The sequence below is a fragment of the Pseudomonas massiliensis genome (assembly GCF_000826105.1).
GTDB lineage: Bacteria > Pseudomonadota > Gammaproteobacteria > Pseudomonadales > Pseudomonadaceae > Aquipseudomonas > Aquipseudomonas massiliensis.
Genome location: NZ_CCYK01000005.1, coordinates 185,989 through 208,102, shown reverse-complemented (window position 1 = coordinate 208,102; position 22,114 = coordinate 185,989). Strand labels below are relative to the sequence as shown.

Sequence of the window (22,114 nt, the reverse complement as noted above, 5' to 3'; positions counted from 1 at the left end):
AGCCCCCGAAACCGTTGTAAGTGTCATTGCAGAGGGCGTGCCAGTTTTGTGATGAAAGCCCAGTCAGCCTGCTCCGGGCTTATAACTACATGATTTTAATGATTTATTTTCAATGGCGCGGGTTTGCGTCAAGCCTGGCGTCCGTTGCGGACGCTAGCGTGTCGCTCAGGAGGCGCGCCTTGCCGCGGTGCAAGAGGGCCGGACGTGCACAAATGAGAGGCTTGGGTAGCCAGTATCGAAGGTGCCGGATCGTGCAAGCGCGGCTTCTTCGGGTACGAGCTTCCCCATGGCATTACGATCAGGCAACTCGTTGTCGGCGATCGGGCTTGCACCAGGACAATGAAAAAGCCCCGCCGGAGCGGGGCTATCAATACGGGCCCGGTCAGGCCTCGTCGCTGTCGTCTTCCTCGCCTCCGTCGACCTTCATGCCCAGCTCCTTGATCTTGCGGGTGAGGGTATTACGCCCCCAGCCCAGCAATACCGCAGCGTCCCGACGGCGACCGGCGGTGTGCTTGAGCGCGGTTTCGATCATGATGCGTTCGAAGCTGGGCACCGCGCTGTCCAGTAGGCTGGATTGGCCGCGGGCCAGCGCCTGGTCTGCCCATTGGCGCAGGGCTTGTTCCCAGTTGGTCACAGGCGCGGCGTCCTGAGGCAGGCTCAGCAACTCAGGTGGCAGGTCCGAGATATGCACCTCACGGCCGGAGGCCATGACCGTGATCCAGCGGCAGGTGTTCTCCAGCTGGCGCACGTTGCCCGGCCAGGGCAGGTTCTTCAGGTACTCCTCCGTCTCGGCCTTGAGCAGCTTGGGCTCCACCGCCAGCTCTTGGGCGGCTCGGCTGAGGAAGTGGCGGGCCAGGGTAGGAATGTCTTCACGACGGTCCGACAGGCGCGGGATGTGAATGCGAATGACGTTGAGCCGGTGGAACAGGTCTTCCCGGAACTTGCCAGCGTGGACGAGGTTTTCCAGGTTCTGGTGGGTAGCGGCGATGATACGTACATCCACCTTCACTGGAATGTGCCCACCAACGCGGTAGAACTCGCCGTCGGCCAATACCCTGAGCAGCCGGGTCTGGGTGTCGGCGGGCATGTCGCCGATTTCGTCCAGGAAGAGGGTGCCTCCGTCGGCCTGCTCGAAGCGGCCGCGGCGTAGGTTGGCCGCGCCCGTGAAGGCGCCTTTCTCGTGCCCGAACAGCTCCGACTCCATCAGGTCTTTCGGAATCGCCGCCATGTTCAAGGCAATGAAAGGTGAAGCCGCCCGCGGGCTGTGGCGGTGCAGGGCATGGGCCACCAGCTCCTTGCCCGTGCCGGACTCGCCATTGATCAGCACGGTGATGTTGGAGTGGCTCAAACGCCCGATGGCCCTGAACACTTCCTGCATGGCGGGCGCTTCGCCAATGATCTCTGGCGTGCGGGTGAGGGTCGGGACGGCCTCCATGCCTTGCTGTTCCTGAGCATGCTGGTTGGCGCGCTTGACCAGCGACACCGCCTCGTCCACGTCGAATGGCTTGGGCAGGTACTCGAAGGCGCCGCCCTGATAGGACGCCACGGCGCTGTCCAGGTCCGAATGCGCGGTCATGATGATGACCGGCAGCCGGGGGTGCTGCTCGCGAATGCGGGCCAGCAAGTCCAGCCCGCTAGCGCCAGGCATGCGGATGTCCGAGATGATCACGTCCGGCTGCTGGCGAGCCAGGCGGTTCATGACCCCGTCGGCGCTATCGAAGCTCTGGGTCGTCATGCCCTCTTGCTGTAGCGCCTTTTCCAATACCCAGCGGATGGAACGGTCGTCATCGACGATCCATACAGTTTCACTACGGCTCATGACGAAGCGGCTCCTTGTTCCAGCGGCAGGAAGATCGAGAAGATGGTTTGGCCAGGGTGGCTATCGCATTCGATCAGCCCCTGGTGCTGGCTGATGATGTTCTGGGTAATGGCCAGGCCAAGGCCGGTTCCGTCCGGGCGGCCACTGACCATGGGATAGAAGATGGTTTCCTGAAGTTCGGGGGGGATACCTGGTCCGTTGTCGATGATTTCGATCTTGGCAACGAGTCTGTGACGGGTGTGGCCTATGGTGAATTGACGCATGGCACGGGTGCGTAGGGTAATGCGGCCGAGTCGCAGCTCCTTGTCTTCACTGATGGCCTGCATGGCGTTGCGTACGATATTGAGCACCGCCTGGATCATCTGTTCACGGTCGATGAGTACATCCGGGATGCTGGGGTCGTAGTCTCGCAACAGGGCGATGCCACCCTGGCTTTCCGCGTCCACCAGGCTGCTGACGCGTTCCAATACTTCATGGATGTTGGTCATGGCCAATGAAGGCAGCTTGTTGGAGCCGAGCATGCGGTCTACCAGGTTGCGCAGGCGATCGGCTTCTTCGATGATCACGTTGGTGTAATCGCGAAGGCTTTCTTCCGGCAGTTCCCTGGCCAGCAACTGCGCGGCGCCCCGGATGCCACCCAGGGGGTTCTTGATTTCATGGGCCAAGCCGCGCACCAGCATCTTGGTGGTTTCCTGCTTGGAGAGCTGGGCTTCTTCCTTGGTGATCCGCAGCAGGCGGTCACGGGGGTGGACTTCCAGCAACAGCAGGGTCTGGCCCTGGCTCAGGATAGGCGTCACCGCATAGTCGACGGTCAAGGTTTGCCCTGTCAGGGCAGTGAGCATGGCTTCGCGCTTGGTGAACGGGTGTGCATGCTCGACCGCCTGCCGCAGGGAATTGAGGGCTTCGGCGGACTCCGTGAACAATTCGCTGATGAACTGGCCGTGGCTGCGCTGGCCGCTGATTGCCAGCAGCATTTCAGCCGCGGGGTTCATGTATTCCAGGCGCAGTTCAGCGTTGAGAAGAATGGTGGCGGTTGTCAGGTTATCCAGTAACAGCCGGTGCAGCGCATCACTGATGGTCATGCGTATCCTTGACCTCTCTTGGCACGTCGCGACCCAAGGGCGCGGTCTAGGTGCGGGGCGGGCACGGCCTGCGCTCCACTGATGCAAGGAAAATGCAAAATTCAAACCAGGCGCCGAAAAGAAGCGCGGTGCCTGCGAAAAGCAGGCAGGCCTTCGCCAATTCAGCTGATTAATCTGCCGGGCTGCGCCACCTTGGTACATAAAAGGTAGCAAGGTGCATGGAGAGCACTATAAAGGTGCGCGTCTTGGAATGCCTGGTTCAGCTGCCTTCGCCATCGTCCGCTGGTTTGTCACTGAGTGGGCATTCTGGACGAACACCGTAGTCAGCTTCCTTGCAGGGCCTTACCCGACGTTTCTGTGCGAGAGACGCTCGCTTCATGTACACAGGTTGCGCCGGGGTGCGCTCGACCACCGTTCCTTGGGCGTCGAGAATTTCCGCTGACAGCTGGTGAGCGCCGCGATCTACGTTCCGCAATGGGACGACTGGGCTTGTACCGGGCTGCGAGGCGGGTTCGCCGTCCAGAATAACGCGGTAGGCATGCCCTTCGGCCAGTCCTGGGTCGCTGGTGAGCGTGACGATCATTTCTCCGCTGGCATGTACCACTGATGCCTCGGGCAACGGCACCAGGATGCGGAACATTTCATAGTGGACCATTCGGGCTGGTCGTATCGACCTGGCAGCACCCGGCGGGGCTGCGGTTGCGGAAGCGGCGGCCTTGGCAGGCGGTGGGCTTATGCGGTTGCCCTCCGGGACCTTTACCGGAGTCGCGCCCTTGCGGGGTTGGTCGGTATAGACCCGGTTTCCCTGGGCGTCCACATAGGTATATACCTGGCCCCAGGCCAGCCCGCTGAAGAAGATCAATGAAACCAAGGCCAGCGTTCTCACGGGGCGCTGACCCGCAGAACATGGATCGTTCGGGGGATGCTCGATTGCAACACCTCGGCCCCAGCGAGTACCTGGACGGCCAGGCTGTGCTGGCCTCGATCCACATTCACGAGTTGCAGGCGAGGAACATTGCCCGGGGTACCGTAGGCAACGCCGTCCAGTACGAGTTGCAGAAGGTGGCCAGCCGCCAGGCGCGGCTGGATGCTCACGCCAACGTCAAAAGTACCGTTGTTGGCGCGGATAGCGCCGTCGGCCGGGACGTCGGTCAGCTCCAGAACCGAATAGGCGGCGGGCGGCGCCGGATCGATGGCTGGCGCCTGAGTTGCGGGCGCTGGGGGAGGCGCGCCCTTGGGCATTGGCACGCTATTGAGCGGCGGCAGGTTGAGCGGCTGTGACGCCCGACCTGGAGGGGGCGGTTGCTCCGAATACACCGTATTGCCATTGGCATCGGTGTACTTGTAGATCTGCCCATGGGCCGAGGCGCAGGCGAGGGGCAAGCACAACAGTAAGGCGCGGCGCATGGCGACTACTCGGATTGACAGGATGACAGGCCCGGCGGCCCTGACAGCATAGCTTAGGCCGCCTCGTCCGAAAGGGGCTAGTGGACTGGCAGGCACAGCTCGCCGGTGGCGCGAATCAGGGCAAGACGGTGCAGGTCGTCACGCGCGCCCTGGTTGATCGCCTGGGCAATCCATTGCGGGCAGTCCGCGGTCGAGCGGTATGGGGCGAATGCGGCGAGCTGTTCCATCAGGGTGGTTTGAAGCTTGTCCAGCTGCGGGCGAATCTGCCCGACCAGATCAGGCCGTGGGCTGTGCGGAGCCTGTCCAGCTACGCGCCAGTCATTGAGCAGCCCATATTGCACCAGCTTGTTGGCTTCGATCTGGGCGGCGAAGAATTGCTCCACGAACGCAGGCTCGAGCTTGTATTGCGTAGCCTTGATGACAGCGCCGGCAATCACGTCCCGTTCCCGGGCACGGTCTTCCACGGCCTTGTGACTATCCCATTTGCTCAGGGCAACCTGATCGGCAATGTTCAATCGCTGCTCGATGCTGCCGAGCAAGGCTGGCAGTTCGGCAGGTGCTGAAGAGGCCGGAGCGGCCATTGCGCCGCTCAGATAAAGGCTGGTGCCCAAGGCGAGGCAGAAAGCGGAAAACTTTTGCATTGGCGGAACGCTCCCTTGTTGTTCGGAGCCTCGTTATGCCAGCAAAGCGGCCTTGGGGCCAGTGCGGGCCTCGTACCCCTGCGTTTTTTCGGAAAAACGATGGGTTGGCGTCGGGCGGCTGGATTCCTGGCCATGAAAAAGGCCTCCCGAAGGAGGCCTCTTGTGCGCGGCGCTTGGATCAGACGCTGTAGTACAGGTCGTATTCCAGTGGGTGCACGAAGGTACGGACCTTGATTTCTTCTTCGGACTTGAGCTCGATGTAGGCATCGATGAAGTCGTCGGAGAATACGCCGCCCTTGGTCAGGAAGGCACGACCCTTGTCCAGCTCTTCCAGGGCCTCCTTCAGGCTGCCGCAGACCTGCGGGATCTGCTTGGCTTCTTCCGGCGGCAGGTCATACAGGTTCTTGTCGGCGGCGTCGCCAGGATGGATCTTGTTCTGGATGCCGTCCAGGCCGGCCATCAGCAGCGCGGCGAAGGCCAGGTAAGGGTTGGCGGCCGGGTCCGGGAAGCGTGCTTCGATACGACGAGCCTTGGGGCTGGACACGTATGGAATGCGGATCGACGCAGAGCGGTTGCGAGCCGAGTAGGCCAGCATTACTGGTGCTTCGAAGCCGGGCACCAGCCGCTTGTAGGAGTTGGTCGACGGGTTGGTGAAGCCGTTCAGGGCCTTGCCATGCTTGATGATGCCCCCGATGAAGTACAGCGCGGTATCGGACAGGCCGGCATAGCCTTCACCCGCGAAGGTGTTCTTGCCTTCCTTGGAGATGGACATGTGCACGTGCATGCCCGAGCCGTTGTCGCCGTACAGGGGCTTGGGCATGAAGGTCGCGGTGCGGCCGTAGGCATCGGCCACGTTGTGAACGACGTACTTCAGGGTCTGGGTTTCGTCAGCCTTCTTCACCAGAGTGTTGAACTTGACGCCGATTTCGTTCTGGCCAGCGGTCGCCACTTCATGGTGGTGAACCTCGACGGTCAGGCCCATTTCCTCCAGCGCGTTGCACATGGCGGTACGGATTTCGTGGTCATGGTCGACCGGTGGAACCGGGAAGTAGCCGCCCTTGACGCCCGGACGGTGGCCTTTGTTGCCGCCTTCCACGTCCTGGTCGGTCATCCAGGAGGCCTGCTCCGAGAAGATCTTGAACATCGAGCCGGAGATGTCCGACTTGAACTTCACTTCATCGAAGATGAAGAACTCGGGCTCCGGGCCTACGAATACAGTGTCACCGATGCCGGTGGACTTGAGGTATTCCTCGGCGCGGTGGGCGATGGCGCGTGGGTCGCGATCGTAGCCCTGCATGGTCGACGGCTCGATGATGTCGCAGACCAGGATCAGGGTGGGCTCTTCGGTAAAGGGGTCCAGCACAGCGGTATCGTCATCGGGCAGCAGGATCATGTCCGACGCTTCGATGCCTTTCCAACCGGCGATGGAGGAGCCATCGAACATTTTGCCGTGTTCGAAGAAATCCTCGTCCAGGGCGTCGCGAGCCGGCATGGTGACGTGCTGCTGCTTGCCTTTGGTGTCAGTGAAGCGCAGATCAATCCACTTAACGTCATGATCTTTGATGAGTTGAACCGACTTCGACATGTTGTCCTCCGGGTGGATAGGAACGTGCTTTGCGCCCCTGGATACAGTGTTGCCGCCGCATACTCGGCCAAGGCAACCTGCCTCACAAGGGAGCAATTTGCATGCCAGTGCCCCGAGATGGGCACGGTGGCAAAAATCCTTGGGTTGGCGGCACTTACGGTAGCCTCTCAAGATTTCGATGCCCCTTAATGGGGCGAAGTGCCGGAAAAGTGTTCCAAATCAGTGCTTGTCTGGCTTTCGACAGATAGTTGGTCAAAGGTTGAGCAGTTTCCGCTATAATGCCGCCCCTTTTTTCCAGCTGGGCCATGGCGCGCGCTGTTCATGAAACTCATCGTCAAAGTCTTTCCCGAGATCACCATAAAAAGCCGGCCAGTGCGCAAGCAGTTCATTCGCCAGCTGGCCAAGAACATCCGTGTGGTGGTCCGGGATCTGGACCCGAATATCGCCGTGGCCGGGGTGTGGGATAACCTTGAGGTTCAGACGCAGATCACCGACGGCAAGGTCCTCAAGGAAATCATCGAGCGGCTGACCTGCACCCCGGGTATCGCGCATTTCCTGCAGGTGGATGAATACTCCCTTGGTGATTTCGACGACATCGTCGCCAAGTGCAAGACGCATTTCGGCCACCTGCTACCTGGCAAGCGCTTCGCCGTGCGCTGCAAGCGCGCCGGCAAGCATGTCTTCAGCTCCATGGATGTGGACCGCTACGTGGGCAGCCAACTGCGCCAGCAATGCGGCGCGGCCGGCATCGACCTCAAGCACCCCGAGGTAGAGGTGCGGATGGAAATCCGGGACCAGCGCCTGTTCGTCATCCACGGCCAGCACACAGGCCTTGGCGGCTACCCCCTGGGCGCGCTGGAGCAAACCCTGGTACTGATGTCCGGAGGATTCGATTCCACGGTCGCCGCCTACCAGATGATGCGCCGTGGCCTGATGACCCATTTCTGCTTCTTCAACCTCGGCGGGCGTGCCCATGAGCTCGGGGTGATGGAAGTTGCGCATTACTTGTGGAAGAAATACGGCAGCTCCCACCGCGTGCTGTTCATCAGTGTTCCCTTCGAAGAGGTGGTGGGAGAAATCCTGGCCAAGGTGGACAACAGCCAGATGGGCGTGATCCTCAAGCGCATGATGCTACGGGCGGCCAGCCAGATGGCCGAGCGCCTGGAGATCAACGCCTTGGTGACCGGCGAAGCCATTTCCCAGGTGTCCAGCCAGACCCTCACCAACCTCGCGGTGATCGATTCGGTCACCCCCACCCTGGTGTTGCGGCCATTGCTGGCTACCCACAAGCAGGACATCATCGACACGGCCACCGCCATCGGTACCGCGGATTTCGCCAAGCACATGCCTGAGTACTGTGGCGTGATTTCGGTAAACCCCACCACCAGCGCCCGCGGTTACCGCATCGAGCGCGAAGAACAGCGCTTCGATATGGCGGTACTGGAAAACGCCCTGGCCCGCGCGCGTCTGGTCTCTATCGACCATGTGATCGAAGAGCTGGGGCAGGCGGTTGAAGTAGAAGAGGTGAGCGAGGCCCTGGCCAGCCATGTGGTACTGGACATCCGCCACCCGGATGCGCAGGAAGACGAACCCCTTGCCGTCGAAGGGGTAGAGGTACGGGCCGTGCCCTTCTATGCACTGAACAGCCGGTTCAAGGACCTGGATCCTGCCCGGCAATACCTGTTGTATTGCGACAAAGGTGTCATGAGCAGGCTGCATGCTCATCACCTGCTAAGCGAGGGGCACGCCAATGTGCGCGTTTATCGTCCGGCATAAAGTCCCGGGGCTCAATGGCGGGAGCATCCGCCATCGCCCCCCCGACCGGCCAGTGTAATCGCGTCGTTTGACCGGCCGTCGCGTTTAGCCGGCCCCACCGAATTCATCATCGAGATATGCCCTGTGAGAGACAATCTTCGTAACATCGCCATCATCGCCCACGTTGACCATGGTAAAACCACCCTGGTCGACAAGCTCCTGAAGCTGTCCGGCACCCTGGACCGCAAAGAGCTGAACGACGAGCGCGTGATGGACAGCAACGACCAGGAAAAGGAACGCGGCATTACCATCCTGGCCAAGAACACTGCCATCAAGTGGAACGGCTACGACATCAACATCGTGGACACCCCCGGCCACGCCGACTTCGGCGGCGAGGTAGAGCGCGTGATGTCCATGGTGGACTCGGTGCTGCTGCTGGTCGACGCCCAGGACGGCCCAATGCCGCAAACCCGTTTCGTGACCCAGAAAGCCTTCAAGGCCGGCCTGCGTCCGATCGTGGTCATCAACAAGGTCGACCGCCCAGGCGCCGACCCGGACAAAGTGCTGGGCCTGGTCTTCGACCTGTTCGACAACCTGGGCGCCACTGAAGACCAGCTGGACTTCCCGGTCATCTACGCCAGCGCATTGAACGGTATCGCGGGTAACGACCCGTCCGAAATGGCCGACAACATGGACCCGCTGTTCCAGGCCATCCTGGATCACGTACCGGCTCCGAAGGTCGACGCCGAAGGCCCCTTCCAGATGCAGATCTCGGCACTGGACTACAACAGCTTCCTGGGCGTGATCGGCATTGGCCGTATCACCCGTGGCCGTATCAAGGCCAACAGCCCTGTGGTCGCCATCGACGCCGAAGGCAAGAAGCGCAACGGCCGCATCCTCAAGCTGATGGGTCACCACGGTCTGCAGCGCGTCGAGGTTCCAGAAGCCGAAGCGGGCGACATCGTCTGCATCAGCGGCATGGACCAGTTGTTCATTTCCGATACCCTCTGCGATCCGCAGAACGTGGAAGCCTTGCCTGCGCTGAGCGTGGACGAGCCGACCGTCAGCATGACCTTCCAGGTCAATGACTCGCCGTTCTGCGGCAAGGAAGGCAAGTTCGTCACCAGCCGTAACATCAAGGAGCGTCTGGAAAAGGAACTGCTGCACAACGTTGCCCTGCGCGTCGAGGAAACCGACAGCGCCGACAAGTTCAAGGTCTCCGGCCGTGGCGAGCTGCACCTCTCGGTACTGATCGAAACCATGCGTCGCGAAGGCTTCGAACTGGCCATCTCACGCCCTGAAGTGGTCATCAAGGAAGTGGACGGCGAGAAGCAGGAGCCCTACGAAGCCGTTACCATCGACATCGAAGAACAGCACCAGGGTGCGGTGATGGAGCAGATGGGCCTGCGCAAGGGCGACCTGAGCAACATGGTCCCGGATGGCAAGGGGCGTATTCGCCTGGAATACACCATTCCGGCACGCGGCCTGATCGGCTTCCGTAACGCCTTCCTGACCATGACCTCCGGCAGCGGCATCCTCACCGGCACCTTCAGCCACTATGGCCCGATCAAGGCAGGTGAAGTGAGCCACCGCCAGAACGGTGTACTGGTGTCCATGGCTACCGGCAAGGCACTGACCTACTCGCTGGAAACCCTGCAGGACCGCGGCAAGCTGTTCCTCGAGCCAGGGCAGGAAATCTACGAAGGCCAGCTGTGCGGTATCAACAGCCGTGACAATGACCTGGTGATCAACCCCACCAAGGGCAAGAAGCTCGACAACATGCGTGCTTCGGGCAAGGACGAAACCATCGCCCTGGTTCCGCCGATCAAGTTCACCCTTGAACAGGCCCTGGAGTTCATCGATGACGACGAGCTGGTAGAAGTGACTCCGAAGTCGATTCGCCTGCGCAAGAAAGTGCTGAACGAGAACGAGCGTAAGCGCGCTTCCAAGTAAGCCCTGCGGTTGAAAAACCTGCCCCCGCAAGGTGGCAGGTTTTTTTATGCCCGCGAATCAGGCCCGCTTCGCGCGCCCCATCAGCCCGCCGATGGTGTCCTGGATATCCGCTGGCAGCACGATGGTCTTCGCATTGGCGCTGGTGGCCAGCTTTTCCATGGCGCCGATGTACTTTTCGCCCAGCAGATACACCATGGGGCCGGTGTCGGTGCCGATGGCTGCTTTCACCCGTTCAATGGCCTGGGCTGACGCGTTGGCCAGGGTCACTTGTGCGTCCCCGTCACGCTTGGCCGATTCCAACCTGGCCTCGGCTTCGAGGATGGCCGCGGTTTTCGCGCCCTCGGCACGGGTGACCGTGGCTTTGCGCTCCCGCTCGGCGGCGGCTTGCAGCTCCATGGCACGCTGCATGGATTCCGAAGGTTTGATGTCCTGGATTTCCACGGAGCGGATGGTGATGCCCCAGTCGATGGTCTGCTCGGCCATGGCTTCGCGCAACAGCGCCTTGATCTTGTCCCGGGAGGACAGCGCTTCGTCCAGGTCCATGCCGCCGATGATGGAGCGCAGGCTGGTCATGGTCAGGCTGCGTACCGCCTGGTCGTAGTCCTCGATGCCATAGGCGGCCTTGGTGGGGTCGGTGATCTTGGCGAAGCACAGGGCGTTGGCCAGGAGAACGGCGTTGTCTCGAGTGATGACTTCCTGCTGCTGCACGTCGAGGATCAGATCCTTGGTGCTCATCTTGTAGCCAACCGTATCCATGTAGGGAATGAGGAAGTTCAGGCCCGGCTTGAGGGTGACGCGATAGCGCCCCAGCCGCTCCACGATCCATTCCTGTCCTTGGGGCACCAGCCGCACGCCCTTGGCGATGGTGACCACGATGAAGATCAAGACTATGAGGGGGATGACGAGGGTGGCGCTCATGGGAACTCCTTGCTCCGTAGACGAATATCAACTTGAAGAGGCGGGGCCGACGCGTACCAGGTTGCCTTCCACCGCCGTTACCCGCACCCGGTCACCGGCCTCGATGCGGGTATCGGCGACACATGGCCATTCCTCGGCGCCCAGCAGGGGTTTCTGGAAGCGGACCTTGCCGCGCTGGAATGGGGTGACCTCGCTGGTCAGCAGGCCTACCTCGCCCAGGGCGTCGGCAGCGGACCATTGCGGGCCGCCCTGGACGTTGGCGCGCAGGACCTTGAACCACAGCAGGGTGAGCAGCACCGATGCCGCCCCCCAGGCCAGCAACTGCGGACCAAGGCCGAGGCCAGGCAGCGTCCAGACCAGCGCGGCCACGAGGAGCGCGGCGATCCCGAACCACAGGATGAAAAACGAAGCGACCAGCAGCTCGAGCAGAACCAGCACCGTCCCGCCTACTGCCCAATACCACCACTGAATGTCCATGCCAGTGCTCACAACCCAAAGAGAGCCTCATAGTGAAGCCTTCCCATCGTTTTGGGTAGGGTTGACGGATTTCAGGGTATTAGCGGATCAGCGGCCAAGAGGTTTGGGCTTGTAGGCACAGTAGCCTGGGCGCGGGCCGATCCGGGGATGGTTGCGACAGGTGTCCGGGCGCTTGTCGTAGATGGTGCACAGGCGGCTCTTGCGATCCAGGTACAGGCAGTCGTCATTGCTCATGCGCGCCAGGGTGAAGATCCCGCTCTTCTGGTTGAAGCGCTCGACGATGCCCTCCTTCTGCAAGCGCTTGGCGACGTTCTTCGCGGGCTCGTCCTTTTCGAACTCGTCCACTACACCGATGCGAATCAGGTCCTTGATGCGCACCTCCACCGGCAGGGTGCAGCAACTGGAATTGCAGCCGCCGCACATGTGGCTGGCGTACTTCTGCCAGGTTTCCAGGCGGTCGAGCTCGGCGGCGGCGATCAGGGTCGGTTTCATGGTGGTGTATCTGGAGTCGGGCGCGCGATCATACCCGTCCCCGGCACCGAAGCAATGGCCGTTCATGCCTTTTCTCGCTGTTCTTTCTCGAACCAGCCCTACCACCCTCTGTCGAACCGTCTAGGCTCATAGCACTTGTGCAGAAATCTTTACGCCATTGAGGGCTGCAAATGTCTCAGGAACCGCTCACCCGAAAAGTCAAAGTCGATGTGGACGAATTTCGTGCCGCTGTACTCGCTAAACTGACCTACGCGGTTGGCAAAGACCCAGAGCATGCGTTCGACCATGACTGGTTCGAAGCCATCGCGCTGGCTGCCCGGGATCACATGGTCGATCACTGGATGGGCCACACCCGGCAGATCTACCGAAGCCAGCAGAAACGGGTCTATTACCTTTCTCTCGAATTTCTGATCGGCCGCCTGCTGGTCGACAGCCTGAGCAACATGGGCATCCTTGACGTCGCTCGGGAAGCCCTGGACGGCCTTGGCGTTGACCTGGAAAAGATCCGCTTGCTCGAGCCGGATGCTGCCCTGGGTAACGGAGGCCTGGGCCGGCTGGCGGCCTGCTTCATGGAAAGCATGTCTACCCTGGGTGTCGCTGCGCATGGCTACGGCATTCGCTATGAGCACGGGCTTTTCCGCCAAGCCATCATCGACGGCTGGCAGCAGGAGCAAACCGAGAACTGGCTGGATTTCGGCAACCCTTGGGAATTCGAACGCCCGGAAGTCATTTATCCGATCAGCTTTGGCGGTCACGTCGAAGCTACCGTGGAAAGCGATGGCAGCGCGCGCCAGGTGTGGCGACCCGCTGAAACCGTGCGGGCGGTGGCCTACGATACCCCGGTGGTAGGCTGGCGTGGGGCGAGCGTGAACACCCTGCGACTGTGGCGCGCCCGGGCCATGGAAGACCTGCATCTGGAGCGTTTCAACGCCGGTGACCACTTGGGCGCAGTAGCGGACGTGGCCCGCGCGGAGAGCATCTCCCGTGTGCTGTACCCGGCCGACAGCACCGAGGCCGGGCAGGAACTGCGGCTGCGTCAGGAATACTTCTTCGTTTCCGCCTCGCTGCAAGACTTGCTGCGCCGGCATATCAACATGCACGAGCAGGTCAGCACCCTGGGCCAGCATGCCTCGATCCAGATGAACGACACCCATCCGTCCATCGCCGTGGCCGAGCTGATGCGCCTGCTGGTGGACATTCACCAGCTTCCCTGGGACGAAGCCTGGAAAGTCACTGTCGAAACCCTGTCCTACACCAACCACACGCTCTTGCCGGAGGCCCTGGAAACCTGGCCCGTGGGCCTGATGGAGCGGATGCTGCCACGGCACATGCAGATCATCTACCTGATCAACGCCCAGCACATCGATGGGCTGCGCGAGAAAGGCCTGCATGATATCGACCTGTTGCGGACGATTTCCCTGATCGAAGAAGGCCATGGTCGGCGGGTGCGCATGGGCAACCTGGCCTTCCTGGGCTCGCACAGCGTCAATGGCGTATCCGCGTTGCACACCGATCTCATGCGCAGCACCGTGTTCTCGGACCTGAACAAGCTTTACCCGGACCGTATCAACAACAAGACCAACGGCATTACCTTCCGCCGCTGGTTGTTCCAGTCCAACCCCAAGCTCACGTCCATGCTGGTGGACAAGCTGGGGGCAGAAGTGCTCGATAAGCCTGAAACCATGCTCAAGGGCCTGGAGGCCTTCGCCGACGATGCAGCCTTCCAGCGTCGCTTTGCAGAGCAGCGCCTCCATAGCAAGGAAGCCCTGGCACGTATCATCCAGGACCGTTTGGGCGTTTCAGTGGACCCTAAAGCCCTGTTCGACATTCAGGTCAAGCGCATCCACGAGTACAAGCGTCAGCTGCTCAACCTGCTACATACCGTGGCGCTGTACCAGGCCATCCGCGCGACGCCTGAAAAGCCCTGGGTGCCGCGGGTGAAGATCTTCGCGGGCAAGGCGGCGGCCAGTTATCACCAGGCCAAGCTGATCATCAAGCTGGCCAACGATATCGCGCGCACCGTCAACAATGACCCGACCGTGCGCGGCTTGCTCAAGGTCGCGTTCCTGCCCAACTACAATGTGAGCCTGGCCGAGAGCATCATTCCGGCGGCTGACCTTTCCGAGCAGATTTCCACCGCCGGCTACGAGGCTTCGGGCACCAGCAACATGAAGTTCGGCCTCAATGGCGCCCTGACCATCGGTACGCTCGATGGCGCGAACGTGGAAATGCGCGATCATGTGGGCGAGGAGCACATGTTTATCTTCGGCCTCAAGGCCGACGAGGTGGAAGCTCGCAAGCACGGCGGGGACTACAGCGCGTACCCTGAAGTAGCCAGTTCGCATCGTCTGAACGATGTGCTGCAAGCCATTCGCGGTGGGGTGTTCTCGCCCGACGACCCGTCTCGCTATACCGGCCTGATAGACGGGCTGCAGAGCTATGACCATTTCCTGGTGTGCGCAGACTTCGAGTCCTACTGGGCCGCGCAGATGAAGGTCGAAGAAATGTGGCGCCATCCTAAACAATGGTGGCGCTCGGCGATCCTCAACACCGCCCGCATGGGCTGGTTCTCCTCGGACCGTACTATCCGGGAATACGCCACGGAGATCTGGAAAGCATTGTAGGGGCAGGGGGGCTATCGCCTCCTTTCCATGCCTGCACCTGTAGGAAGCAGCGAAGCTGCCGAATGTTCTTACATCCGAATATTCGGCAGCTTCGCTGCTTCCTACAGGCATTCTTGCCATCACGTCATACCTGCTTCGGGAACTGAACTCGCTGTCACGCCTGGGGTCTGAGGGCAGTCGCGCCGGTGGCGAGCGGGGCCGATACGGACGTAGTTATATTCCGTACATAGCTCTGGTTTGCATTCGCCCTGTAAACTGCGCGGGTTTTGACCCCCCTCCCTGGACCCGGAGCTTTTCCATGTCGCCCGTTACCCTGAGTCGCTACCTGATCGAGCAGACGCGCAGCAACAACACCCCTGCCGACCTGCGCTTCCTTATCGAGGTTGTCGCCCGTGCGTGCAAGGCCATTGCTCACCAGGTGCAGAAAGGCGCCCTTGGTGGCGTTCTGGGCAGCATGGGAACCGAAAACGTACAAGGCGAAGTTCAGAAGAAGCTGGACGTGCTTTCCAACGAAATCCTGCTGGAAGCCAACGAGTGGGGCGGCCACCTGGCCGGCATGGCTTCCGAGGAAATGGACAACGCCTACCAGATTCCGGGCAAGTACCCCAAGGGCGCTTACCTGTTGGTCTTCGACCCACTGGATGGCTCCTCCAACATCGACGTCAACGTCTCCGTAGGCACCATCTTCTCGGTGCTGCGCTGTCCTGACCAATACCTCAGCCAGAACGACTCCCTCAGTGAGCAGGCCTTCCTGCAGCCAGGCACCAAGCAGGTTGCGGCCGGCTATGCGATCTATGGTCCGCAGACCATGCTGGTGCTCACCCTGGGCAACGGGGTGATCGGCTTCACCCTGGACCGCGAGCTGGGCAGCTTCGTGCTTACCCACGAGAACATCCAGGTGCCCCAGAGCACGGCCGAGTTCGCCATCAACATGTCCAACCAGCGCCACTGGGAGGCCCCGGTCAAGCGCTACGTGGACGAACTGCTGGCCGGCAAGGAAGGCCCCCTGGGCAAGAACTACAACATGCGCTGGATCGCCTCCATGGTGGCCGATGTGCATCGCATCCTGACCCGTGGCGGTATCTTCATGTACCCACGCGATGCCCGTGAGCCGTCCAAGCCGGGCAAGCTGCGCCTGATGTACGAAGCCAACCCCATGTCCTTCCTGATCGAGCAGGCCGGCGGCGCGTCCACCGATGGCCAGCAGCGCATCCTGGACATCCAGCCCGAAGGCTTGCACCAGCGGGTGGCGGTGTTCCTGGGCTCGAAGGAAGAAGTCGAGCGCGTGACCGGTTACCACCAGTAACCCACCCAGGCCGGGCGCCCCGCCTTTGGATGCAGGGCGCCTCGCTTGTCAGATACGGAAACTCCCCACCAATTGCTTGAGCCGGCTCACCTGACTCTCCAGCTCCGAGCACGCTCGTAGCGTCGATTGCAGGTTGTCCACGCCTTCCTGGTTCAGCGTGTTGATTTCGCTGATGTCCTGGTTGATCGCCTCGACCACGGCCGTCTGCTCCTCGGTAGCGGTGGCTACGGACTGGTTCATGCCATCGATTTCACCAATCCGCTGGGTCACGCTGTTCAGGCGATCCCCCACCTGGTGCGGCTGGCCTGCTGGTCGGAATTGACCATGGAGGCGTTGGAGGTTCTGCACCACCCGTTCGGTGACCTTTGAGCATGCTTTGCGCCGCGCCGCCGAAAACTTCAGCGGCAAGATGGCGGATATCCGAAACTGCCGTCTTGTCGATATCCACAAGCGGCATGCGTCGAGGAACCAGTCACCTTGCAACGCCGTCCAACCGCGATCCGCTGGCCAACGACAGGATGCTTCATGACTGAACAGGATTTGCCCGAGAAGATCGGGCGCGCCATCGACCGCCGCCTGGCGGCCATTACCCGGGCGAACAAAGGGCCCGAAACCGTGCTGATGACGGGCATGGCGCTGGGCTACATGGCAGCGCTTTCCGATACGGGCGTCATCGACCCGGACTTGCGCCTGGCTCTGGAGCGCAAGGTGCAGGCATTGGAGCCCTCGGAAGAACTGGAGTAAGCATGGCGTGGTCAGGCGCCCGGGCGTTGTGACCGTGCACAGACCCAAGGGAGTAGCAGAGCATGGCGATATTCAGGAAAAACACCCGGCGGCTGGCGATCGCCGTGGCCGTGGGCGCGGTATGCGCAGGCCTGCTGGCGGCCTGCAGCAACGCGGGTACCGGGGAAGTGGCACCCAAGACAGTAGGAAAGGTTGACCTCAAGCGTTACCAGGGCACCTGGTATGAGCTGGCACGGCTGCCCATGTTCTTCCAACGTAATTGCACGCAGTCCGAAGCTCATTACGCCCTCAAGCCGGACGGCAGCGTAGCGGTGCTCAATCGATGCAAGACCGCCGATGGCGAATGGGAAGAAGCCAGCGGCACCGCTACCCAGCAAGTGCCTGGGCAATCCGACAAGCTCTGGGTGGTCTTCGATAACTGGTTTTCCCGCCTGGCCCCCGGCTTGGCCAAGGGCAACTACTGGATCATCGACCTGGACAGCGACTACAAGCAGGTCGTGGTCGGCGCGCCGGACCGCAAATACCTCTGGCTGCTGTCGCGTACCCCCACCGTCAGCGAGGAGGTGAAGCAGCGAATGCTGGCCAGGGCACGTCAGCAGGGCTTCGACACCTCGCGCCTGATCTGGCGCGCGCCGGACTAACCCAGCAAGGTCCGCAGCGTCTGGGCGAAGGCCGCGGCGCTGCTGGCCTCATCCGGGTGATGCCCGTCGCGGATCACCCAGCGGCCGCTTACCATGACGTCACGCACCTGACGATCCCCGCCAGCGAACAACCAGCGTCCCAGTAGGGCGTCATCGCTGGCAGTCGCCAAGTAGGGATCGTTCGCGTCCAGCCGCAGCCAGTCAGCGCGCGCGCCCACTTCGAGCCGGCCCACTGCCTGGCCCAACGCCTGAGCACCGCCTCTCAGAGCACCTTGGTAGAGCGTATCGGCTATTTGCGGGCGCGGGCCATGCAGGCGGTTGCGTCGTTGGTAGCGCAGGCGCTGGCCGTATTCCAGCCAGCGCAACTCTTCCACCACACTAAGGGATACGTGACTGTCCGAGCCGATACCCCAATGGCCTCGGGCCGCGAAATAGTCCACGGCTGGGAAAATCCCATCACCCAGGTTCGCCTCTGTCGTCAGGCACAAGCCGGCCACGGCGCCGCTGCTGGCCATGCGACCTAGTTCGCTGGGGTCGGCATGGGTGGCGTGGACCAGGCACCAGCGCTTATCCACAGGTACGTGGTCGAACAGCCACTGCAACGGGCGGGCGCCACTCCAGGCCAGGCAATCGTCCACTTCCTTTTGCTGCTCGGCGATATGGATATGGACAGGCGCAGTCGCGTCGCTCTCGGCCAGCACGGTGTCGATCTGCTCGGGTGTCACCGCGCGCAGGGAGTGGAAGCACAGGCCAAGGCGCTGCAGGGGCTGCCCCTGCAGCTGGGTGGCCAGACGCTGCTGCAGCTCAAGGTAGCTGTCGGTGCTGTGAATGAACCGTTTCTGGCCAGGCGCGGTGGCCTGGCCGCCAAAGCCACCATGGCTGTAGAGCACTGGAAGCAGGGTAAGGCCTATCCCCGCGCTGGCGGCGGCGCGGCTGATACCCATGGCCAGTGTGCTGGAGTCGGCGTAGGGCGAGCCATCCGGGGCATGATGCAGGTAATGGAATTCTGCCACCGAGGTATAGCCTGCCTTGAGCATTTCGATATACAGCTGGCGGGCGATGGTTTCCAACTGCTCCGGCGTGATCTTGCCGACCAGCCGGTACATCAGTTCCCGCCAGGTCCAGAAGCTGTCGTTGGGATTGCCGGCCACTTCCGCCAGTCCAGCCATGGCGCGCTGGAAGGCATGGGAATGCAGATTAGGCATGCCCGGGAGCACGGCCCCCTCCAGCACTTGCGCGCCTTCGCCGGTGGCATCTGGCTGTACCTGAACAAGGTTGCCCAGTGAATCGACTTCAAGACGTACCTGCTTTGCCCAACCGTCGGGCAGCAGGGCGCGTTCCGCTAGATAAGCCGGCATGAGGAATCTTCCAGAATCAAAGTTGTATATACATATACAGCTGTTTGCGTGCTGGGTAAACTCCGGCAAGCTATACCTCACCCTTTCATGCAGGAAACTTCCGTGCCGACGCCGCCCGTTGCTTCTTCCCTGGCCGACCAACTGGGCGAAAGCCCCGCGCCGCTCTATGCGCGGGTCAAGCAGATGATTGCCCTGCAAATCCAGAATGGCAGCTGGCCGCCCCATTATCGAGTGCCTTCGGAAAGCGAACTGGTCAACGAACTGGGGTTCAGTCGCATGACGATCAATCGCGCCCTGCGCGAGTTGACCGCCGAAGGTTTGCTGGTGCGCATGCAGGGCGTAGGCACCTTCGTGGCTGAGCCCAAGACGCAGTCCGCACTGTTCGAAGTACATAACATTGCCGATGAAATCGCCGCGCGGGGGCACCGGCACCGCTGCCAGGTGATCAAGCTGGAGGAAGAAACCGCTGGCGCCACCCGCGCCGTGGCATTGGATGTGCGCGAAGGCCAGCGCATTTTCCATTCGATCATTGTGCATTACGAGGACGATGTTCCTGTGCAGATCGAGGATCGCTACGTCAATGCCCAGGTCGCGCCGGACTATTTCAAGCAAGATTTTTCCAAGGAAACGCCCTATGCCTACCTCGACCGCGTCGCGCCCTTGACCGAGGGCGAGCACGTGGTGGAAGCCATTCTCGCCGACAAACAGGCCTGCCAGTGGTTGCAGATCGACCCCAGCGAGCCGTGCCTGCTGATTCGCCGACGCACCTGGTCGGGTCGGGAGGCCGTCACCGCGGCGCGCTTGATCCATCCGGGGTCGCGGCATCGGCTGGAAGGGCGCTTTAGCAAATGAGGCATCTAAAGGCCGCTGATTACCTACGCACTCCCTGGAAGAACGGCGGTGGCAGCACGTTGGAGGTATGTCGAGACCAAGGCACCGGCCTGGATGGCTTCGGCTGGCGCCTTTCCATCGCGGACATCGCCGAGGGCGGGCCTTTCTCCACCTTCGCAGGTTATGAGCGAGTGATCACTGTCCTCGAAGGGGCGGGTATGGTGCTGGAAGTGGATACGGTGTCCAGCGGGCCTTTACGCGCCTATCAGCCATTCGCGTTCTCTGGTGCCAGCCAGGTGACCTGCAGCCTGATCGATGGGCCTGTCCGGGATTTCAACCTGATCTACGCGCCTGAACGCTACCAGGCCCAGCTTCGCTGGCTCAATCCAGCGGCTTTTGAAAACCTGGCCGAGTCCGCAAGCACCCGCGTGCTTTTCGCGGCCGAGGCCGACGTGCAGGTTGAAACCAACGGTAACACGCTGATCCTGGCTCGCCATGACTGCCTGCTCCTCGATCATGCACAGGTTCGATTCAGCGGACATTGCGCCCTGATTGAGCTACTCCCACGCTGAACCCTCCTTTCTTTGATGTGCGCCGTTCAAGGGCGCGATCCTTATCGATTGCGCCCTGGTGGCGCGTTTTTCCTGGTTGACTACCAGTGCTCTGCCCTGAATACAGGAAAACGAACTCTGGCCCCTCGATTGCATATGCTTGTACATACAAGTAAATATGTGTGCGGACGAAACAGCCCGCCATCCTTGAGGACCTCTGCCCATGACCCTGTTCCGTGACGTACAGATTCGCGCTCCCCGTGGCACACAACTGACCGCCAAGAGCTGGCTCACCGAAGCGCCGCTGCGCATGCTGATGAACAACCTGGACCCCGAGGTTGCGGAAAACCCCAACGAACTGGTGGTGTATGGCGGTATCGGCCGAGCCGCGCGCAACTGGGAATGCTACGACCGCATCGTTGAAAGCCTGACCAGGCTGGAAGCCGATGAAACCCTGTTGGTGCAATCGGGCAAGCCGGTGGGCGTGTTCAAGACTCACGCGAATGCGCCCCGGGTATTGATCGCCAACTCCAACCTGGTGCCCCACTGGGCGAACTGGGAGCACTTCAACGAGCTGGATGCCAAGGGCCTGGCCATGTACGGCCAGATGACGGCTGGCAGCTGGATCTACATTGGCAGCCAGGGCATTGTTCAGGGGACCTATGAAACCTTCGTCGAAGCCGGGCGCCAGCACTACAACGGCAACCTGACCGGCAAATGGGTGCTTACCGCTGGCCTGGGCGGCATGGGGGGGGCCCAACCCTTGGCCGCAACCCTTGCGGGTGCCTGTTCACTGAACGTCGAATGCCAGCAAAGCCGCATCGACTTCCGGCTCAAGACCCGCTACGTCGATGAGCAGGCCGATGACCTGGACGATGCCTTGGCGCGCATCGAGCGCTATACGGGCGAAGGCAAGGCGGTGTCCGTAGCCCTCTGTGGAAACGCCGCGGAGATTTTGCCGGAGCTGGTTCGCCGCGGCGTGCGGCCAGATATGGTCACCGACCAGACCAGCGCCCACGACCCCCTCAACGGCTACTTGCCCAAGGGTTGGAGCTGGGAAGAATACCGCCGCCGCGCCCAGCAGGAGCCGGCAGTGGTGGTCAAGGCTGCCCGCCAGTCCATGGCCGAACATGTCCAGGCCATGCTGGCCTTCCAGCAGATGGGCGTGCCGACCTTCGACTATGGCAACAACATTCGCCAGATGGCCAAGGAAGAGGGGGTTGCGAACGCCTTCGACTTCCCCGGCTTCGTCCCGGCCTATATCCGTCCGCTGTTCTGCCGTGGGGTAGGGCCGTTCCGCTGGGCCGCGCTCTCGGGCGACCCGGAGGACATCTACAAGACCGATGCCAAGGTCAAGGCGCTGATTCCCGACGACGCCCACCTGCACAATTGGCTAGACATGGCGCGTGAGCGCATCAGTTTCCAAGGGCTGCCCGCGCGGATTTGCTGGGTTGGCCTGGGCCAGCGGGCCAAGCTAGGCCTGGCCTTCAATGAAATGGTACGCAGCGGTGAACTGTCCGCGCCCGTGGTCATCGGCCGGGACCATCTGGATTCCGGCTCCGTGGCCAGCCCCAACCGGGAAACCGAAGCCATGCGCGACGGTTCGGACGCTGTGTCCGATTGGCCCTTGCTCAATGCGCTGTTGAACACGGCCAGCGGTGCCACCTGGGTTTCGTTGCACCATGGCGGCGGCGTGGGCATGGGCTTCTCCCAGCATTCGGGCATGGTGATCGTATGCGACGGCACCGACGAAGCCGCCGAGCGCATCGCGCGCGTGCTGCACAACGACCCGGCCACTGGCGTCATGCGCCATGCCGACGCTGGCTACCCGATCGCCATCGAGTGCGCCCGCGAGCAGGGACTGAACCTGCCGATGATCGACTGACCCCCCAAGCCCCTGGCAAAGGGCTGGGGGCCTCTTGCACCGGAG

19 protein-coding genes and 1 pseudogene are annotated in these 22,114 nt (G+C 61.7%); 9 read left to right on the top strand and 11 right to left on the bottom strand.

Translation table 11 applies throughout. The features are described 5' to 3' along the window. Window positions 1-382 precede the first annotated feature (382 nt). From ntrC to glnA, 6 genes are all read right to left on the bottom strand, one after another. Window positions 383-1,819 (bottom strand): nitrogen regulation protein NR(I), encoded by a 1,437-nt coding sequence (ntrC, locus tag BN1188_RS04370; protein ID WP_040260137.1) that lies wholly within the window; start codon window positions 1,817-1,819, stop codon window positions 383-385. Next, window positions 1,816-2,901, bottom strand: a complete 1,086-nt coding sequence (gene glnL / locus BN1188_RS04365; RefSeq protein WP_040260135.1) for a nitrogen regulation protein NR(II) — start codon at window positions 2,899-2,901, stop codon at window positions 1,816-1,818. The genes ntrC and glnL overlap by 4 nt, the downstream gene beginning before the upstream one ends. 259 nt (window positions 2,902-3,160) lie before the next feature. After that, window positions 3,161-3,787, bottom strand: coding sequence for a DUF4124 domain-containing protein (locus BN1188_RS04360; protein WP_187375310.1), 627 nt, complete (start codon window positions 3,785-3,787; stop codon window positions 3,161-3,163). Continuing rightward, the gene (locus BN1188_RS04355) at window positions 3,784-4,308 is read right to left on the bottom strand and encodes a DUF4124 domain-containing protein (protein ID WP_040260134.1); all 525 of its coding nucleotides are present in this window, start codon (window positions 4,306-4,308) and stop codon (window positions 3,784-3,786) included. The genes BN1188_RS04360 and BN1188_RS04355 overlap by 4 nt, the downstream gene beginning before the upstream one ends. A gap of 77 nt (window positions 4,309-4,385) precedes the next feature. Further along, window positions 4,386-4,949, bottom strand: coding sequence for a chorismate mutase (locus BN1188_RS04350; protein ID WP_040260133.1), 564 nt, complete (start codon window positions 4,947-4,949; stop codon window positions 4,386-4,388). A gap of 178 nt (window positions 4,950-5,127) precedes the next feature. Next, entirely contained in the window at window positions 5,128-6,534 is a 1,407-nt protein-coding gene (glnA, locus tag BN1188_RS04345) for a glutamate--ammonia ligase (protein WP_040260132.1), read from the bottom strand. A 321-nt stretch (window positions 6,535-6,855) separates the two neighbouring features. Here glnA and thiI point away from each other — a divergent pair, with 321 nt between their 5' ends. Together thiI and typA are read left to right on the top strand one after the other, a co-directional pair. After that, on the top strand, window positions 6,856-8,310 hold the full coding sequence (thiI, locus tag BN1188_RS04340; RefSeq protein WP_040260130.1) for a tRNA uracil 4-sulfurtransferase ThiI: 1,455 nt from the start codon (window positions 6,856-6,858) through the stop codon (window positions 8,308-8,310). A 123-nt stretch (window positions 8,311-8,433) separates the two neighbouring features. Continuing rightward, entirely contained in the window at window positions 8,434-10,242 is a 1,809-nt protein-coding gene (gene typA, locus BN1188_RS04335) for a translational GTPase TypA (RefSeq protein ID WP_040260129.1), read from the top strand. A 57-nt stretch (window positions 10,243-10,299) separates the two neighbouring features. Here typA and BN1188_RS04330 read toward each other — a convergent pair whose 3' ends face one another. From BN1188_RS04330 to BN1188_RS04320, 3 genes are all read right to left on the bottom strand, one after another. Next, window positions 10,300-11,160, bottom strand: coding sequence for an SPFH domain-containing protein (locus BN1188_RS04330; RefSeq protein WP_040260127.1), 861 nt, complete (start codon window positions 11,158-11,160; stop codon window positions 10,300-10,302). A 27-nt stretch (window positions 11,161-11,187) separates the two neighbouring features. Next, window positions 11,188-11,637 carry an NfeD family protein gene (locus BN1188_RS04325; RefSeq protein WP_040260126.1) on the bottom strand — a complete coding sequence of 150 codons (450 nt, stop codon included), beginning with the start codon at window positions 11,635-11,637 and terminating at the stop codon, window positions 11,188-11,190. Window positions 11,638-11,724: 87 nt separating this feature from the next. Next, on the bottom strand, window positions 11,725-12,129 hold the full coding sequence (locus BN1188_RS04320) for a YkgJ family cysteine cluster protein (RefSeq protein WP_040260532.1): 405 nt from the start codon (window positions 12,127-12,129) through the stop codon (window positions 11,725-11,727). 170 nt (window positions 12,130-12,299) lie between these two features. Between BN1188_RS04320 and BN1188_RS04315 the strand changes: the two genes are divergently transcribed. Beyond that, complete coding sequence (locus tag BN1188_RS04315; protein WP_040260125.1) at window positions 12,300-14,753, top strand: glycogen/starch/alpha-glucan phosphorylase; 2,454 nt, start codon at window positions 12,300-12,302, stop codon at window positions 14,751-14,753. A gap of 298 nt (window positions 14,754-15,051) precedes the next feature. Next, window positions 15,052-16,059: a class 1 fructose-bisphosphatase gene (locus tag BN1188_RS04310; RefSeq protein WP_040260124.1), complete on the top strand. Its 1,008-nt coding sequence runs from the start codon at window positions 15,052-15,054 to the stop codon at window positions 16,057-16,059. Window positions 16,060-16,107: 48 nt separating this feature from the next. Here the strand turns inward: BN1188_RS04310 and BN1188_RS04305 are convergent. Beyond that, window positions 16,108-16,341: pseudogene (locus BN1188_RS04305) on the bottom strand (phage tail tube assembly chaperone); the annotation flags it as partial. Window positions 16,342-16,584: 243 nt separating this feature from the next. On the opposite strand from BN1188_RS04305, the gene BN1188_RS04300 reads away from it, so the two are divergent. Both BN1188_RS04300 and BN1188_RS04295 read left to right on the top strand, forming a co-directional pair. Beyond that, window positions 16,585-16,803 (top strand): hypothetical protein, encoded by a 219-nt coding sequence (locus BN1188_RS04300; RefSeq protein WP_040260122.1) that lies wholly within the window; start codon window positions 16,585-16,587, stop codon window positions 16,801-16,803. Window positions 16,804-16,865: 62 nt separating this feature from the next. Then, on the top strand, window positions 16,866-17,444 hold the full coding sequence (locus BN1188_RS04295) for a lipocalin family protein (protein ID WP_052469151.1): 579 nt from the start codon (window positions 16,866-16,868) through the stop codon (window positions 17,442-17,444). Here BN1188_RS04295 and BN1188_RS04290 read toward each other — a convergent pair. Then, the gene (locus tag BN1188_RS04290; protein ID WP_040260120.1) at window positions 17,441-18,802 is read right to left on the bottom strand and encodes a formimidoylglutamate deiminase; all 1,362 of its coding nucleotides are present in this window, start codon (window positions 18,800-18,802) and stop codon (window positions 17,441-17,443) included. The two genes, BN1188_RS04295 and BN1188_RS04290, sit on opposite strands and share 4 nt — an antisense overlap. A gap of 102 nt (window positions 18,803-18,904) precedes the next feature. Here BN1188_RS04290 and hutC point away from each other — a divergent pair, with 102 nt between their 5' ends. The 3 genes from hutC (at window position 18,905) to hutU (ending at window position 22,069) form a co-directional block, all read left to right on the top strand. After that, window positions 18,905-19,654, top strand: a complete 750-nt coding sequence (hutC, locus tag BN1188_RS04285) for a histidine utilization repressor (RefSeq protein ID WP_040260118.1) — start codon at window positions 18,905-18,907, stop codon at window positions 19,652-19,654. Next, window positions 19,651-20,205, top strand: a complete 555-nt coding sequence (locus BN1188_RS04280; protein ID WP_040260117.1) for a HutD/Ves family protein — start codon at window positions 19,651-19,653, stop codon at window positions 20,203-20,205. Before hutC ends, BN1188_RS04280 begins: the two co-directional genes overlap by 4 nt. Window positions 20,206-20,407: 202 nt before the next feature. Continuing rightward, window positions 20,408-22,069 carry a urocanate hydratase gene (hutU, locus tag BN1188_RS04275; protein WP_040260115.1) on the top strand — a complete coding sequence of 554 codons (1,662 nt, stop codon included), beginning with the start codon at window positions 20,408-20,410 and terminating at the stop codon, window positions 22,067-22,069. Window positions 22,070-22,114: the final 45 nt, after the last annotated feature.